Below are 14,648 nucleotides of genomic sequence, written 5' to 3'. Positions count from 1 at the left end.
ATGTGTAAACTGGATGTTCAAGCTGCTGCTCGTTGTTGCTCGCTGTTGTTCTATCCCGCTCCCGGGACAAACTCCAGCTCCGCGCTGAACCGGTGTGTCGCTTCCCCGGCCCAGCTGGTTTCGGGAAACGCAGGAAAAGCGGCGCGGTTGATGGTCTTGCGGGCGGCTTCGTCGAGCAGCATGGAGTTCGACGATTCTTCAATGCCTTGTTCCACCAGGCTGCCATCGCGGTTCAGCAGGAACCACACTTTCACCTTGCCTTGCGGCCGCTGCTGGCTTGCTTCGCGGCCGGTCGGATAACGCTTGATGCTGTTCAGGTGCGCACGCACCTTGGAGACGTAACTAGCTTCAATGCTGGCGTTGTTCGGCTTGGCCACGAGTGGCGCCGGTTCCGGCGCCGGCGGCGTCACCGGCGCTGGAGCAGCCGGCGCGGCGACTGCCTTGGGCGGCGCCGCCACTTCTGCGCTGGGACTGTTGCTGACCGGCGCCTGGTTGACGGCCTGCGGCGATGCCGGCTGCCGGACTGGTTGCGCTACCGGGACTGGCTTGGCCACTTGCGGCGGCGTCGGGACCTGCGGCGGTGGCGTGATCACGGGCGGCGCCGGCGGCTCCGGTTCGGTCAAGGCGATCTGCACCAGGGACTCGTCAGGATGCGGCTCGATCTTCGCCACTTTCTGGATGCCGGCAAAGACCAGGATCGCCAGCATGAGCATGGCTGGCAGCGTCGCCAGCGCATCGCGAAAGCGAAACAGGAACGGCATGGTCATCATTGCCTGCATCACGGTTTGCGAGTCGCAATGGAGATCGACTCGAAGCCGTTGTGCTTCAGCGTGTCCATCACTTCCACCAGCCGCTGCACTTCGACGCCGCGGTCGCTGTTGACGATGACGTTGAGCTTTTCACCGTTCTTGCGGGCCAGGTTGAGGCGCGCCGGCAGCTCGCCGATCTTGGTGTCGACGCCGTCGACCTGCAGCGCGTCGTTGAGGCCGATCGTGATGACCGCCTTGTTTTGCGGCTTCAGGTCCTGTGAGCTGCTGGCCGTCGGCAGATGTGTTTTCAAGCCGAGCGCGGGAATCACGTTGAGACTGATCAGCACAAAAAACACCAGCAGGAACATCATCACGTCGATCATGGGAATGATTTCGACGCGGGCTTTCCGCTTTTTTGGTTCGTCCCAACTACGCATTGCTATACCCCGATGGAAGATGTGCGGCGATAGCGCGAAGTCGCTAACCGCTATAATTTCTATAACTGTCGGCAGAATAGCGAGGAATTATTTCGGCAGTATTACAATCGGCGGCGATGTGGCCGCAGCACCACGTGCGGTTAGCGCCTTGGCAAGGGAAGGAAGGACAGCAGCATCTTGATCGCATAGACCACGATCAGCGAGCCGGTCAGGTCGCCGATCGACATCACGATCAGGCCCGACCAGAAATGGTAGGAGACGCCGCGCAAGACGAACCACAACAGCTGCAGCAGCGGATTGGCCAGGCCGTACAGCAGGATGCAGGCCAGCAGGCGGGTGGTGGTCAGGTTGCTCAGCGAAGGCTGCAGGCGCATTTCCTGCAAGGTGAAGCGATAGGCAAGGTAAGGCGCCAGCGCCGAGATGATGCTGTAGCCGACGGTGGTGACCGGATCGCCGGGGAACAGGGCGTAGATGCTGGACGTCAGCAATGAAGCGATGAAGATGCCGAACACGCCCGCTTCGGCAAACAGCAGGGTGCAGATAAGCCGTATTCCTGCGGGCAGGTAAATCCAGGCAATCCCCTGGGCGAACTCGATGTGCTTGAACAGCCAGTCGTTGGCCATGTACACCAGCATGTAGACGACCGCCGTACTGCCGATTGTCAGCAGGTTGAGACGCAATCTGGCGGCAGGGGATGGGGGAGTGGACATGACGCGCGTATCTTACCGAAGTATCCGCGCAGGCGCAGGAAGATACTTGCGACGCGACTGAAATGACGCGTATGATCGATATGAATTTAACAGCGTTGGCAAACAGTTTAGGCGACAGCAGCTTACAATATGGCCATGGAAAAAAATAACCGACCGGCAGATATCTACGTGCGCTTCTTGCAGCTGGCGAATGCCTTGCGCGGCTTGCCTTCGCTGCCTTCGCTGGATCCCCTGGAAGATCGCATCCTGGCCTTCGTTGCGCGCGCGGGGCAAGCCCGGGAACGCTTGTCGGTACGCGACATGATGGCGCAAAGCGAACTCGGTTCGCCGGCCATGCTGCACGCGCGGCTGAAATCGATGCGGGAAAAGGGCTGGATCGTCCTCAGCGACACCGACGATACGCGCCGCAAGCAGGTAGAGCTGAGCCAGGCGGCCTGGCTGCATTTCGACAAGCTGTCGAAATGCCTGCTGCAGGCGACGCGGGATGCCAGCAAATAGCTGCTTCACCGGCCCCCGGGGCAGTCGCCCTCATCAAGAATACGCCTGCAGGCGTATTTTTTTTGCCTATCTGATGTAACAAGAGCGTCATGTTCTCTTTTTATGATTTTGTCTATTCAGTAGCATGACCCTTGATCTTGATGAGTTATGTGGATGACCTGGCAGCTTTCCTGCCGGCGCTGACTGAGGCCGCGTATGTCAAGAAGCAGGCCGAGTCCGGTAAAAAAATAAGGATTTTTTCGCCGAAGCCGGCAGGGCTGTTTCATCGCAGCCAAGAGAGTGAAATTCAGCCAAGACTTACGGCATTCACGCAAACTGGCTGCAGAAGCTGAGCCATACTACGATCTTCGTCAATCATATGGGTTGGAGTGCTATGAAAGATGCTATTATTGGTGCTATTAATAATGCTTTTAAAAGTATTTCCATGGCACACCTGATTCTTGCTGAAACAACCGCCAGCGTTTCCGAGCTGAAAAAAGACCCTATGGGGACTGTTGCTGCGGGTGAAGGATTTCCTGTGGCGATATTAAACCGGAACCAGCCGGCTTTTTATTGCGTCCCGGCAAAAGCCTATGAAGCGCTGATGAACAAGCTGGAAGACATGGAACTGAATGCCGTTGCAGAAGCCCGCAAAGGGCAAGCTATTGTCAGGGTCAGGCTGGATGAGCTTTGAACTGGCTTTCCTTGAGGAAGCATTGAAGGAATGGCGCAAGCTGGATCAAGACATGCGCGAGCAGTTCAAAAAAAAACTGGCGGAACGATTGCTTGTTCCCCATGTTCCGTCCGCACAGTTATCCGGCTCCAGGAGCCGATATAAAATCAAGCTGCGCCAGGCCGGCTACCGGCTAGTCTACGAAGTGCGCGACCAGGAGTTGGTCGTACTGGTCGTCGCCGTAGGCAAACGCGAGCGTAACGCGGTGTACAAAGCCGCGGAAAAACGATAGGCCGGCGACCTCCTTGAGCCAGCTCAGTTTTTACCCAGCATGCTCAAGGCGACTGCCTCAGCCACGCGAATGCCGTCAATCGCCGCCGACATGATGCCGCCGGCATAACCGGCGCCTTCGCCGGCCGGAAACAATCCCGTCGTATTCAGGCTTTGCAGGCTGTCGTCGTGGCGCTTGATGCGCACCGGCGACGAGGTGCGGGTCTCGACGCCGGTCAGCACCGCGTCGGCCATGGCGAAGCCGCGGATTTGCTTGTCGAATACCGGCAACGCTTCGCGGATAGCTGCAATCGCATAATCCGGCAAGGCAGTGCTGAGGTCGCCCAGATGGACGCCGGGTTTGTAGGATGGAATCACCGAGCCGAGCGCGGTCGACGGCCGGCCGGCGAGGAAGTCGCCGACCAGCTGGCCGGGCGCATCGTAGGTGCCGCCGCCCAGCTCGAAGGCGCGCGATTCCCATTGGCGCTGGAAGCCGATTCCGGCCAGCGGGTGGCCGGGATAATCGGCCGGCGTGATGCCGACCACGATGCCGCTGTTGGCGTTGCGTTCGTTGCGCGAGTACTGGCTCATGCCGTTGGTCACCACCCGTCCCGGTTCCGAGGTCGCCGCCACCACGGTGCCGCCCGGGCACATGCAGAAACTGTAGACCGCGCGCCCGCGGGCTTGCGCCGATTCACAGTGATGGACCAGCTTGTAGTCGGCGGCGCCAAGGATCGGATGGCCGGCGCTGGGGCCGAAACGGCATTTGTCGATCAGGGATTGCGGATGTTCGATGCGGAAACCGAGCGAGAACGGCTTGGCTTCGATATACACGCCGCGGTCGTACAGCATCTGGAAGGTATCGCGGGCGCTGTGGCCGATCGCCAGCACCACGTGGTCGGTGACGATGGTTTCGCCGCTGGCCAGCACGACGGCTTGCACTTGTCCCTGGCCATTGTCCGACTTGATCGTGATGTCTTCCACCTTTTGCTGGAAACGGAATTCGCCGCCCAGCGCTTCGATGGTGGCGCGCATCTGCTCCACCATCTTTACCAGCCGGAAAGTGCCGATGTGCGGCTTGCTGACGTACATGATTTCATCCGGCGCATCGGCCTTGACGAATTCGGTCAGCACCTTGCGGCCGTAGTGCTTGGGGTCTTTGATCTGGGTCCACAGCTTGCCGTCGGAAAACGTGCCGGCGCCGCCTTCGCCGAACTGGACATTGGATTCCGGCTGCAGCTCGCGCTTGCGCCACAGTCCCCAGGTATCCTTGGTGCGCTCGCGCACCGCCTTGCCGCGCTCCAGGATAATCGGATTGAACCCCATCTGCGCCAGGATCAGGCCGGCAAACAGGCCGCAAGGCCCGGTGCCGACCACTACCGGCCGCGATTTCAGCCGACCCGGCGCCTGCGCGACAAAGCGGTAATTGGTGTCTGGGGTCGGCGCCACGGTGCGGTCACCGGCCAGACGCTTGAGGAGCGCGCCCTCATCCTTGAGTTCGACATCCACGGTGTACGTCAGGATCACCGCGGATTTTTTGCGGGCGTCGTAGCTGCGGCGGAAAATTGTGTAACCGAGCATTTCTTCAGCGGCGATTCCCAGCCGCCCCAGGATAGCCGCGTGCAAGGCGTCGTCAGGGTGGTCGAGGGGGAGTTGTACTTCATTCAATCGCAACATGGGTATTCCGGGAAGTCAGGTGGAGACAGGCCGCCTTGGCGTTCTACGTCAGCGGCGGCTGTCCCGCAATTATTTTTATAAAACGACAATGCCGTACGGCAGGCCGCCATTTTACCTTAGGGAGGGCGCAATGGCAGCCGGCAAGCCATCCAGGCGCTTGCCCGGCCTGTATCTTTTGGAAACACAAAATAACAAGCCGCTACATGGATATCGCCTATATTTTAATCGTCGTCCGATGGTTTTAAACGAATGGAGGAGGTATCCGATGAAGATCAAATCGATTTTGTGCATCAGCATGCTGGCGCTGGGCGCCGGCCTGATGACGCCGCTGGCGCAGGTCCAGGCCGCAACCTATGTCGGAGTCCAGATCGGACAGCCGCCGCCGCCGCGCTATGAGATAGTGCCGCCATCGCGTGCCGGTTATGTCTGGGCGCCGGGATACTGGCGCTGGAACGGCCGCCGCCATGTGTGGGTAGGCGGCAGCTGGATGCGAGCGCGGCCGGGCTACCGTTACGTCCCGCCACGCTGGGAAAGAGGCCCGCGCGGCGACTGGCGGATGCGGCCGTACCGCTGGGATCGTTGAGCAATATGAAAAGGGCGCCTTGCGGCGCTCTTTTTTATTGGCGCGAGGGAACGTTGCGCCGTTGCTCTTTCAATAAAAAACGCGCCGGATCGAGTGCTGCCGCCAGGTCGGCCTCGATCGGCAGCGGTTCTCCATTCAGCTGCGATGCCAGCAATTCTGCCGCCAGCGGCGCCCATATCAGGCCGCGCGAGGCATAACCCAGCAGGCTGTACAAACCGGGAAAACGGGGCAGGTCTTTCAGTTTTGCTTCGCGCACGGTGCTTGCCCCGTTTTTGTCCGGCAAGGCGCCGACCAGCGGCAGGCGGTCGCTGGCTACACAACGAAAGCCGACGCGTCCGGCCAGCGGCGGCTGCCCAGGCCGCCAGCCAGGCAGCAGCTTGGCCAGGCGCGCCAGGTTGTCGTCCTGGCTGTCCTGGCGCAGCGCCGTTTCGCCATCCTCGTCATAAGATGCTCCTATGCTGCAGGTCCCGGCATAAGCCGGGGTCAGGTAGGCTTCACCGCATAGCACCGGCTTGATGGCAGGAACCTGTCCGGCGCCGAGGTAGGTAATCTGGCCGCGGATGGCGCTCAAGGGCAAATCTCCGGCCTGCGCAAACTGCAAGGCGTCGCAGGCGTTTGCCAAGACCACTACCGGCGCACCGGCTATTTTTGCACCGTGCCGGTCGCGCACGGTCCAGCCGTCCTGGCTGCGTTCGAGGATGGCGGCATGCTGTCCGAAATGGGTTTGCAGCTGCTTGCCGCAGCTATCCAGCATGGCCTGGCAAAGGCTGCGCGGCTGCACCCAGCCGGCGGCCGGGAAAAACCAGGCGCCGCTGCTGACCTGGCAGCCGGCAAGGCGGCTGGCGGCAGCCTGATCCAGCCACTGCGCGTAATCGGCAGGATAGCGCCAGTAATCCGCCAATTGCTGCTGGTTCTCGGCATGCGCGGCGTCGCGGGCGATCTGCAGGACGCCGCAGGCTGTGCCGTCGAATGTATTGCCGATGCCGCCCAGCTGGCGCCACGCCTGCAAGGCGAACAGATAAGCGCTGCGGCTGAGGCGTGAGCCGGGATTGTCGTCGCGCGAGAGCAGCGGCATGAAAATGCCGGCGCTATTGCCTGAAGCTTGTTGCGCCGGCGCCGTGTTGCTCTCGATCAGGTCGACGCTCCAGCCGCGCTGCGCCAGGCGCTGGCAAGCCGCGCTGCCGGCCAGGCCGGCGCCGATGACAATTGCGCGGCGGTCGGCATGGGCCGGCGCTGGCGCGGAACGTGCAATGAAGCGCGGCGCAAAACGGGCGCGCAGGGCGGGCATTTCAAGTCCGCTGCCGTTTTCAAACACGAATCCGGCTTGCTGCAGCTGCTTGCGGGCCGCAGGTTCGGCGCCCGGAATGTCCAGGCTGGCATGTTCGGCAGCCAGCCGGCCCAGCGTGTTCAACGCGGACAGAGGCCACTGCCGCCAGCTGCGTCCGTGCAATCGGAAGGCATCCACCCTTGCCGTCACCTGGCGCAGGCAGGCGGCGCCGTCGCCGATCATCAGCGTCAGGACCAGTTGTCCATGCTGCAGGAAAATGCGATGGAATCCCGGTACCGCCGGCGGCCATTCAGCGCACAGTTCGGTGTGCAATGCCTGCCATTCAGGAAATTTTTCTGCGGCTTGTCGCAACTGATCGGGCGCAGCAAGTTGCGGCAGCAGCGCCAGGTAATGCAATTGCCGCGGACGCTGCAGATCGTTGCGCCAGGCCTGCCAGGTGGCGAAAAAATGTTCACCGCTGCCGAATTCGCTGTCCAGCAGCACGAAGCTTTCCCGCTCGCGCCAGTGAAGCGAATGGCCTGCCAGCGGAGTGACCGGGGCCGTCATGGCGTTGCGCTAGTAAACCCGGCTTACCGTATAACCGCGTTGCCGCAGTATCGCCAGCACGCTGTTCTTGCCGACCAGGTGCAGCATGCCGATGCCGACGAATGCATGCGGCGTCGCGTTCGCCAGCCTGGTTATGCCGTCGGCCAGGCCGGGGTTGCGTTCGTCCAGCAAAGCGCGCTGCACGAATTTGCCGGTGAAGGTGTCGTCGCTGGTCAGTTCCGCCAGCATGGCGGCCATGCCGTCGACATCGCCGTCGCGCCAGCGTGTGATCAATTGCATCGAACGCTGCGCCTTGGCCGGATCCTGGATTTCGTCGACGCTGTCTTGCAGGAACTGGACCTGCTCGGCCGGCGTCAGCTTGCCCAATAGGGACAGCTGCTGTTCGGCGGTTTCCAGCTCGACCAGGCGTTTTTCCTGTTTTTTTGCATAAGCGGCCAGGGTGACGTCGACGCCGTATTGCGGCAGGTAACCCTGGTGGGTGTATTCGCTGATGCCGAGCATGGTCGCCAGCAGCCATGGTTTCATGCTGGCCACCTGGTCCAGCGTCAGGCCGTATTTTTCCAGCAGCGGGCTGAGCTGCTGCAGCAGCCGCGGCGGCAGTTCCTGGGCCAGCGATTTGCCGTTGGCGTAGATGCCGTATTTGGTCATCAGGCCGGCCAGCCCATGGGCATTGCCGGGGTCGATTTCCAGCGCGATGGCCGACGACTGTTGCAACGCTTGCAAGACTACGTCGTCGAAAGGATAAAAATCGGCGCGGCCGACATGGATGGTGCCGAATACATAAGCGCTGTGGCCGGCGCGCTGTATCTTGAACAAGGCGCCGCCCTGGCGGACGGAGGCCGCCGCTGCCGCCGCATCCGTGGCGTCGGCCTGGGCGGACAACGCCAGCAGGCTTAGCGGCAACCAGCACAATGTCACTATAATCTTACGAAACACACCTTCTCCTTGATAAAACGAATGCACGGCACAATGGCAAAGAATACTACAGCGCTCTGGCTGTTTGACCTGGACAATACCCTGCACAACGCCTCGCATGCCATTTTCCCCGCGATCCACGACAACATGAACGCCTTCATGGCGCGCACCCTGGGCAGCGGCGGCGTCGACGCCGATGCCGCCACCGTCAACGCCGCCCGGGAGACATACTGGCGGCGCTATGGCGCGACCTTGCTCGGCCTGGTCAAACACCATCAGGTGCGGCCCGAGGATTTCCTGCGCGAAGCGCACCGCTTTGACGACCTGCTGGGCATGATCCGCGCCGAGCGCGGCCTGATCAGCCTGCTCAAGCGCCTGCCGGGGCGCAAGATCCTGCTGACCAACGCGCCGCTGCGCTATTCGGGCGACGTCTTGCGCCACTTGCGCTTGCAGCGCCATTTCGGCAAGCACATTTCGATCGAATCCATGCACGTGCACCGGCAGCTGCGGCCGAAACCGTCGCGCCACCTGCTGCGCCAGCTGCTGGCGCGGGAAAAGGTCGCGGCGCGCCGCTGCGTCCTGGTGGACGACACGGTCGGCACGCTGAAAGCCGCCAAATGGGTCGGCATGCGCACGGCCTGGGTCACCCAATACCTGGCGGACCAGTCAAATGTGATAAAGCGCCCCAAATACGTCGATGTCAAAGTAAAATCGGTGCGACAGCTGGCCAGGAATCTGCACCGCTTGCGTTGAAGCGGTTGGCCCTGTGCCGGGCAGGGAGCAGGCACAGTTTTCCTTTACCCCATCACTACTAAAATAAAAAACATGGCAACTACCAAACCCGGCGAGCGCAAACTCCAGATCCTCCAGACCCTGGCTACCATGCTGGAACAGCCGAAAGGCGAAAAGATCACCACCGCCGCGCTGGCGGCCAGGATAGACGTATCGGAGGCGGCGCTGTACCGGCACTTCGCCAGCAAGGCGCAGATGTTCGAGGGCCTGATCGACTTCATCGAGACCAGCGTGTTCGGCCTGGTCAACCAGATTACCGAGCAGCAGGAAAAAGGTTTGCACCAGGCGCAGGCGATTGCCCTGATGCTGCTCAATTTCGCCGAGCGCAATCCAGGCATGACCCGGGTCATGATCGGCGATGCGCTGGTCAACGAGGACGAACGCCTGCAGCTGCGCATGAACCAGTTTGTCGACCGCATCGAGCTGGCGCTGAAACAGGCGCTGCGGATCGCTGCTTCTCAAGGGGAAGCGAACGAAGCGGAAGCCGCCTTGCGCGCCAATATCCTGACCAGCTTCGTGCTGGGCCGCTGGCAGCGTTTCGCCAAAAGCCGTTTCCAGCACAAGCCTGGCGACGACGCCGCACAGCAGATCGCGCTGATGCTGGTTTAAATTTTTTGCTAACATCTCTCGGCAGAACGATATCAGCGTTGCCGGGAGACGTCGGCGCCAAAACTACAATGGAGCAGTTCAGATGAAAAAAGCATGGTTGGGGACTTCCGTTTCCGCAGCATTGGCAATCACCCTGGCCGCCGGCAGCAGCAGTGCATACGCCCAGATCAAAGTCGGCGTGAGTGTTTCCGCGACCGGTCCGGCGGCCTCGTTGGGTATCCCGGAAAAGAATACTTTCGCCCTGTTGCCGAAGGAAATCGCCGGCCAGAAGGTGCAATACATCGTGCTCGATGACGCCACCGACAGCACCACGGCCGTCAAGAATGCGCGCAAGCTGGTCAGCGAAGAAAAGGTCGACCTGCTGATCGGCTCGACCGCGGTTCCCGGTTCGCTGGCGATGAGCGATGTGGCCGCGGAATCGGGCACGCCGATGATTTCGATGGCGGCTTCGGCTTCCCTGGTCGAGCCGGTCGACGCCAAGCGCCGCTGGATTTTCAAGACACCGCAAAACGATTCGCACATGGCGACCGCGATCATCGCCCACATGGCCGATGCCGGCGTCAAGAGCGTGGCCTTCATCGGTTTCTCCGATGCCTACGGCGAGGGCTGGTACCGCGAATTCTCCAAGCTGGCCGAACTGCGCAAGATCAAGATTGTGGCCAATGAGCGCTTCGCCCGCAACGACACTTCGGTCACCGGGCAAGTGCTGAAGATGGTCAGCGCCAATCCCGACGCGATCCTGATCGCCGGCGCCGGCACGCCTGCCGCCTTGCCGCAAAAGACATTGAAGGAGCGCGGCTACAAAGGCAGGATCTACCAGACCCATGGCGTCGCCAACAACGATTTCCTGCGCGTCTGCGGCAAGGATTGCGAAGGCACTTTCCTGCCGGCCGGACCGTTGCTGGTGGCCGAGCAGCTGCCGGACAGCAATCCTGTCAAGAAGTCGGCGATGGCTTACCGTACCGCTTACGAGAAAGCCTATGGCGCCGGCAGCATTTCGACTTTCGGCGGCCACGCCTGGGATGCCGGCATGCTGCTGGGCGCAGCCACGCCGCAAGCCTTGAAAAAAGGCCAGCCGGGAAGCAAGGAATTCCGCGTCGCGCTGCGCGACGCGATCGAAGCCATCAAGAACCTGCCGGTATCGCAAGGCATCGTCAACATGAGCGCGACCGACCACGTCGGCTTCGACCAGCGTTCGCGCGTGATGGTTGAAATCGTTAACGGCAAGTGGAAACTGATAGGCGCTGCGCAGTAAGATGGATTTCTCAATTGCCGCCATCCTGGCCCAGGATGGCATCACCAGCGGCGCCGTATATGCGCTGCTGGCATTGGCGCTGGTGCTGGTGTTTTCGGTCACGCGCGTCATCTTTATCCCGCAGGGTGAATTCGTCGCCTTCGGCGCCTTGACGCTGGCGGCTATCCAGTCTGACAAATTTCCGCTGTCTGCAACCTTGCTGGTGGCGCTCGGCGTCTTGAGTTTTATCCAGGAAGCCGCGACTGTAGCGTTGGGCCGCGGCGGCGAAACCCGCAAGGCCCGGAAAATCGGCATGGCCTTGCTGAAGTTCGTGCTGCTGCCGCTGGCCATCTTTGCCGTCGCCCGCTGGTATGGCCATGCCACGCTGGCGATGCCGTTGCAGGTGTTGCTGACCCTGCTGATCGTAGTGCCGATGGGGCCGATGATCTACCGGCTGGCTTTCCAGCCGCTGGCCGAAGCCAGCACGCTGGTCTTGCTGATCGTATCGGTGGCGGTGCATTACGCCTTGATCGGCATTGGCCTGCTGATGTTCGGCGCCGAAGGTTCGCGCACCACGCCGTTCTCCGACGCCCGTTTCGACATCGGCGGCCTGACCGTTTCCGGCCAGAGCTGCGTGATCATCGTGGTGTCGCTGCTGCTGATCGCCGCACTCTACATCTATTTTGAACGGACCTTGTCCGGCAAGGCTTTGCGCGCTACCGCGGTCAACCGGCTCGGGGCGCGCCTGGTCGGCATCGGCACCGGCCAGGCCGGACGCCTGGCGTTCACGCTGGCAGCTGCGCTGGGCGCCTTGTGCGGCATCCTGATCGCGCCGCTGACGACCGTGTATTACGACAGCGGTTTCCTGATCGGCTTGAAGGGGTTTGTCGGCGCCATCATCGGCGGCCTCGGCAGTTATCCGATTGCCGCTGCCGGCGCTTTGCTGGTAGGTTTGCTGGAATCGTATTCCTCGTTCTGGGCCAGCGCCTTCAAGGAAGTGATCGTGTTTACGCTGATCATCCCGGTGCTGCTGTGGCGTTCGCTGACCAGCAAGCAGGTCGACGAGGGTGACCAGTGATGCCTAAATTTTTCCCTGGCAAATTGCCTTTGTTCGGTTTCCTGGCGATCCTGCTTTTGCTGCCCGTCTTGCCGACGCCGGAATTCTGGATCACCCTGGCCAACTACATCGGCTTGTATGCGTTGGTCGCGCTGGGACTGGTGCTGCTGACCGGGGTGGGCGGCCTGACTTCTTTCGGCCAGGCTGCTTTTGTCGGGCTGGGCGCTTATTCCACTGCTTACCTGAGCACCCAGTTCGGCCTGTCGCCCTGGATCGGCTTGCTGGCCGGCTTGGGCGTGACGACGCTGGCGGCGCTGGCGATCGGCGCCATCACCATGCGCCTGTCGGGCCACTACCTGCCGCTCGGCACCATCGCCTGGGCGCTGTCGCTGTATTTTTTGTTCGGCAACCTGGAATTCCTCGGCAAGTACGACGGCTTGAACGGCATCCCTGCGGTCAACCTGTTCGGCATCGAGCTCGATAGCGGCCGCAAGATGTTTTACCTGATCTGGGCGATCCTGCTGGTGGCGCTGGCCGGTTTGCAAAACCTGCTGAACTCGCGCTCGGGCCGCGCAATCCGCGCGCTCAACGGCGGCGCCGTGATGGCCGAAGCGATGGGCGTCAATACGGCCTGGATCAAAGTGCTGGTGTTTGTGCTGGCAGCTCTGCTGGCCAGCGTTTCCGGCTGGCTGTATGCGCATCTGCAGCGTTCGGTAAGCCCGACCCCGTTCGGCCTCAACGCCGGCATCGAATACCTGTTCATGGCGGTGGTCGGCGGCGCCGGTTACGTGTGGGGCGCGATTCTCGGATCGGCATTGCTGACCTTGCTGAAGGACCAGCTGCAATCGATATTGCCGAAGCTGCTGGGCGCTAACGGCAATTTCGAAACCATTGTGTTCGGTATCCTGATGCTGCTGTTGCTGCAGCGTGCGCGCGACGGCTTGTGGCCGTATTTGCGCAAATGGATGCCAGGCAAGCCGGCGGCGCAGGCGCCGCCGTTTGCGGCGGCGTTAGCCACCCGCAGCAGGCATGCGGATGCCGAGGTGGTGCTGGAGATAGAACAGGCGCGCAAGGAATTCGGCGGCCTGGTGGCGGTCAACGACATGAGCTTCAGCGTCAGGGCCGGACAGATCGTGGGCTTGATCGGCCCCAACGGCGCCGGCAAATCGACCATGTTCAACCTGGTTACCGGAGCGTTGCCCCTGACCAGCGGTTCGGTCAGATTCCGCGCGCGGGACGGCTTGCAGCAGATATCGGGCCTGGCGTCGCGCCAGATCGTCGCCCGCGGCATCGCCCGCACCTTCCAGCACGTGCGGTTGATGGCAGGCATGACGGTGCTTGAGAATGTCGCCATCGGCGCGCACCTGCGTGCTCGCCGCAACGACATCGGCGGCATCGTGCGCGGCCTGTTGCGGCTTGAGCGCGGCGAAGAACAGAGCTTGCTGTTCGAGGCGAAAAAACAGCTGGAACGTGTCGGCCTCGGACACTTGCTGTATGCAGAGGCCGGCAGCCTGGCGCTGGGCCAGCAGCGGATCCTGGAGATTGCGCGTGCGCTGTGCTGCGATCCGACCTTGCTGCTGCTGGATGAGCCGGCTGCAGGCTTGCGCTACCAGGAAAAGCAGGCGCTGGCGGATTTGCTGCGCAAGCTGAAGACAGAAGGAATGAGCATTTTGCTGGTAGAGCACGATATGGATTTTGTCATGAACCTGACCGACCAGCTGGTAGTGATGGAATTCGGCAGCAAGATTGCGCAGGGTTTGCCGGCCGAGATACAGCAAGACCCGGCGGTGCTGGAAGCTTACCTGGGAGGCATCGATGAGTAATCCCGCCGGCTCCCCGGTGCTCGAAGTGACCGACCTGCATGTCGCTTACGGCAAGGTTGAAGCCTTGCATGGCGCCAGCCTGCGGGTCGGCGCCGGCCAGATCGTGACCGTGATCGGTCCCAACGGCGCCGGTAAATCGACCATGCTGAATGCGATCGCCGGCGCCATGCCGAACAACGGCAGCATGCGCGGCAAGGTCAGCCTGCTGGGCCAGGATCTCGACGGCGTGGCGATCGAAACACGGGTTGCGCGCGGCATGTGCCTGGTGCCGGAAACACGTGAGCTGTTCGCCAGCATGACGGTGCAAGACAACCTGCTGCTGGGCAGCTACCGCCGCTACAAGGCCGGCGAGCGCGGGTACGCCGACCAGATGGCGGTGGTGTACGATCTGTTTCCGCGCCTGCAGGAACGGCGCAGGCAGCAGGCCGGCAGCCTGTCCGGCGGCGAGCGGCAAATGCTGGCGCTGGGGCGGGCCCTGATGGCGAAGCCGCAACTGCTGATGCTGGACGAACCCAGCCTCGGCCTGGCGCCGCTGATCGTAAAAGAGATTTTCCACATCATCGTGCGCCTGAAACAGACTGGCGTGGCCATCTTGCTGGTCGAGCAAAACGCCCGCGCTGCCTTGCAGGCAGCCGACCATGCGTATGTGCTGGAAACCGGCGACATGGTGCTGCAAGGACCGGCTGCCGAGCTGGCGCACGATCCGAAGGTGATAGACACCTATCTCGGACTGGCGAAGAAAACAAACTGACCCGGGATTCGGGCGGCGTTCTGCAGGCCGTTTGCTTCTGTGATAAATTCTCGGTTC

General features: G+C 61.8%; 16 protein-coding genes. 10 read left to right on the top strand and 6 right to left on the bottom strand.

What is annotated here, in order from left to right; all coding sequences use genetic code 11:
* Nucleotides 1–50: 50 nt before the first annotated feature.
* The 3 genes from BM062_RS07320 to BM062_RS07310 all read right to left on the bottom strand — a co-directional run bounded on the left by BM062_RS07320 (nucleotide 51) and on the right by BM062_RS07310 (nucleotide 1,896).
* Nucleotides 51–779: a TonB family protein gene (locus BM062_RS07320; RefSeq protein WP_371326560.1), complete on the bottom strand. Its 729-nt coding sequence runs from the start codon at nucleotides 777–779 to the stop codon at nucleotides 51–53.
* Nucleotides 779–1,186: an ExbD/TolR family protein gene (locus BM062_RS07315; RefSeq protein ID WP_092395328.1), complete on the bottom strand. Its 408-nt coding sequence runs from the start codon at nucleotides 1,184–1,186 to the stop codon at nucleotides 779–781. Before BM062_RS07315 ends, BM062_RS07320 begins: the two co-directional genes overlap by 1 nt.
* Nucleotides 1,187–1,326: 140 nt before the next feature.
* Nucleotides 1,327–1,896 (bottom strand): hypothetical protein, encoded by a 570-nt coding sequence (locus BM062_RS07310; RefSeq protein ID WP_092395325.1) that lies wholly within the window; start codon nucleotides 1,894–1,896, stop codon nucleotides 1,327–1,329.
* 135 nt (nucleotides 1,897–2,031) lie between these two features.
* Between BM062_RS07310 and BM062_RS07305 the strand changes: the two genes are divergently transcribed.
* The 3 genes from BM062_RS07305 to BM062_RS07290 all read left to right on the top strand — a co-directional run bounded on the left by BM062_RS07305 (nucleotide 2,032) and on the right by BM062_RS07290 (nucleotide 3,338).
* On the top strand, nucleotides 2,032–2,394 hold the full coding sequence (locus tag BM062_RS07305; protein ID WP_061542535.1) for a hypothetical protein: 363 nt from the start codon (nucleotides 2,032–2,034) through the stop codon (nucleotides 2,392–2,394).
* A gap of 424 nt (nucleotides 2,395–2,818) precedes the next feature.
* The gene (locus BM062_RS07295; RefSeq protein WP_092395667.1) at nucleotides 2,819–3,067 is read left to right on the top strand and encodes a type II toxin-antitoxin system Phd/YefM family antitoxin; all 249 of its coding nucleotides are present in this window, start codon (nucleotides 2,819–2,821) and stop codon (nucleotides 3,065–3,067) included.
* A complete protein-coding gene (locus BM062_RS07290; protein WP_092395319.1) occupies nucleotides 3,057–3,338 on the top strand; it encodes a type II toxin-antitoxin system RelE family toxin in 282 nt (93 codons plus the stop codon). Before BM062_RS07295 ends, BM062_RS07290 begins: the two co-directional genes overlap by 11 nt.
* A 23-nt stretch (nucleotides 3,339–3,361) precedes the next feature.
* Here BM062_RS07290 and BM062_RS07285 read toward each other — a convergent pair whose 3' ends face one another.
* On the bottom strand, nucleotides 3,362–4,993 hold the full coding sequence (locus BM062_RS07285; RefSeq protein ID WP_092395317.1) for an NAD(P)/FAD-dependent oxidoreductase: 1,632 nt from the start codon (nucleotides 4,991–4,993) through the stop codon (nucleotides 3,362–3,364).
* Nucleotides 4,994–5,258: 265 nt separating this feature from the next.
* On the opposite strand from BM062_RS07285, the gene BM062_RS07280 reads away from it, so the two are divergent.
* Nucleotides 5,259–5,576 (top strand): YXWGXW repeat-containing protein, encoded by a 318-nt coding sequence (locus tag BM062_RS07280; protein ID WP_092395314.1) that lies wholly within the window; start codon nucleotides 5,259–5,261, stop codon nucleotides 5,574–5,576.
* A 34-nt stretch (nucleotides 5,577–5,610) separates the two neighbouring features.
* On the opposite strand, the gene mnmC is transcribed toward BM062_RS07280, so the two are convergent.
* Both mnmC and BM062_RS07270 read right to left on the bottom strand, forming a co-directional pair.
* On the bottom strand, nucleotides 5,611–7,410 hold the full coding sequence (gene mnmC, locus BM062_RS07275; protein WP_092395311.1) for an FAD-dependent 5-carboxymethylaminomethyl-2-thiouridine(34) oxidoreductase MnmC1: 1,800 nt from the start codon (nucleotides 7,408–7,410) through the stop codon (nucleotides 5,611–5,613).
* 9 nt (nucleotides 7,411–7,419) lie between these two features.
* Nucleotides 7,420–8,346: a TraB/GumN family protein gene (locus BM062_RS07270; protein WP_175500919.1), complete on the bottom strand. Its 927-nt coding sequence runs from the start codon at nucleotides 8,344–8,346 to the stop codon at nucleotides 7,420–7,422.
* A gap of 33 nt (nucleotides 8,347–8,379) precedes the next feature.
* Between BM062_RS07270 and BM062_RS07265 the strand changes: the two genes are divergently transcribed.
* The 6 genes from BM062_RS07265 to BM062_RS07240 all read left to right on the top strand — a co-directional run bounded on the left by BM062_RS07265 (nucleotide 8,380) and on the right by BM062_RS07240 (nucleotide 14,591).
* Complete coding sequence (locus tag BM062_RS07265; RefSeq protein WP_092395305.1) at nucleotides 8,380–9,078, top strand: HAD-IA family hydrolase; 699 nt, start codon at nucleotides 8,380–8,382, stop codon at nucleotides 9,076–9,078.
* Nucleotides 9,079–9,150: 72 nt separating this feature from the next.
* Nucleotides 9,151–9,726 (top strand): nucleoid occlusion factor SlmA, encoded by a 576-nt coding sequence (gene slmA / locus BM062_RS07260; protein ID WP_092395303.1) that lies wholly within the window; start codon nucleotides 9,151–9,153, stop codon nucleotides 9,724–9,726.
* A gap of 82 nt (nucleotides 9,727–9,808) precedes the next feature.
* A complete protein-coding gene (locus tag BM062_RS07255) occupies nucleotides 9,809–10,981 on the top strand; it encodes an ABC transporter substrate-binding protein (protein WP_092395300.1) in 1,173 nt (390 codons plus the stop codon).
* A gap of 1 nt (nucleotide 10,982) precedes the next feature.
* Entirely contained in the window at nucleotides 10,983–12,038 is a 1,056-nt protein-coding gene (locus BM062_RS07250) for a branched-chain amino acid ABC transporter permease (protein ID WP_092395297.1), read from the top strand.
* Nucleotides 12,038–13,840: a branched-chain amino acid ABC transporter ATP-binding protein/permease gene (locus tag BM062_RS07245; RefSeq protein ID WP_175500918.1), complete on the top strand. Its 1,803-nt coding sequence runs from the start codon at nucleotides 12,038–12,040 to the stop codon at nucleotides 13,838–13,840. Before BM062_RS07250 ends, BM062_RS07245 begins: the two co-directional genes overlap by 1 nt.
* Nucleotides 13,833–14,591: an ABC transporter ATP-binding protein gene (locus BM062_RS07240; RefSeq protein ID WP_092395291.1), complete on the top strand. Its 759-nt coding sequence runs from the start codon at nucleotides 13,833–13,835 to the stop codon at nucleotides 14,589–14,591. Before BM062_RS07245 ends, BM062_RS07240 begins: the two co-directional genes overlap by 8 nt.
* Nucleotides 14,592–14,648 lie beyond the last annotated feature (57 nt).

Origin of the sequence: Collimonas sp. OK412, from assembly GCF_900112135.1 — a bacterium.
GTDB lineage: Bacteria > Pseudomonadota > Gammaproteobacteria > Burkholderiales > Burkholderiaceae_D > Collimonas > Collimonas rhizosphaerae.
Note: the sequence above shows the minus strand (reverse complement) of the source record. Positions and strands in the feature narration are given on the sequence as shown.

Coding starts and splice junctions, on each gene's coding strand:
- BM062_RS07320 (WP_371326560.1), bottom strand. CDS start 779: ATGCAGGCAATGATGACCATGCCGTTCCTGTTTCGCTTTCGCGATGCG.
- BM062_RS07315 (WP_092395328.1), bottom strand. CDS start 1,186: ATGCGTAGTTGGGACGAACCAAAAAAGCGGAAAGCCCGCGTCGAAATC.
- BM062_RS07310 (WP_092395325.1), bottom strand. CDS start 1,896: ATGTCCACTCCCCCATCCCCTGCCGCCAGATTGCGTCTCAACCTGCTG.
- BM062_RS07305 (WP_061542535.1), top strand. CDS start 2,032: ATGGAAAAAAATAACCGACCGGCAGATATCTACGTGCGCTTCTTGCAG.
- BM062_RS07295 (WP_092395667.1), top strand. CDS start 2,819: ATGGCACACCTGATTCTTGCTGAAACAACCGCCAGCGTTTCCGAGCTG.
- BM062_RS07290 (WP_092395319.1), top strand. CDS start 3,057: ATGAGCTTTGAACTGGCTTTCCTTGAGGAAGCATTGAAGGAATGGCGC.
- BM062_RS07285 (WP_092395317.1), bottom strand. CDS start 4,993: ATGTTGCGATTGAATGAAGTACAACTCCCCCTCGACCACCCTGACGAC.
- BM062_RS07280 (WP_092395314.1), top strand. CDS start 5,259: ATGAAGATCAAATCGATTTTGTGCATCAGCATGCTGGCGCTGGGCGCC.
- mnmC (WP_092395311.1), bottom strand. CDS start 7,410: ATGACGGCCCCGGTCACTCCGCTGGCAGGCCATTCGCTTCACTGGCGC.
- BM062_RS07265 (WP_092395305.1), top strand. CDS start 8,380: ATGGCAAAGAATACTACAGCGCTCTGGCTGTTTGACCTGGACAATACC.
- slmA (WP_092395303.1), top strand. CDS start 9,151: ATGGCAACTACCAAACCCGGCGAGCGCAAACTCCAGATCCTCCAGACC.
- BM062_RS07255 (WP_092395300.1), top strand. CDS start 9,809: ATGAAAAAAGCATGGTTGGGGACTTCCGTTTCCGCAGCATTGGCAATC.
- BM062_RS07250 (WP_092395297.1), top strand. CDS start 10,983: ATGGATTTCTCAATTGCCGCCATCCTGGCCCAGGATGGCATCACCAGC.
- BM062_RS07245 (WP_175500918.1), top strand. CDS start 12,038: ATGCCTAAATTTTTCCCTGGCAAATTGCCTTTGTTCGGTTTCCTGGCG.
- BM062_RS07240 (WP_092395291.1), top strand. CDS start 13,833: ATGAGTAATCCCGCCGGCTCCCCGGTGCTCGAAGTGACCGACCTGCAT.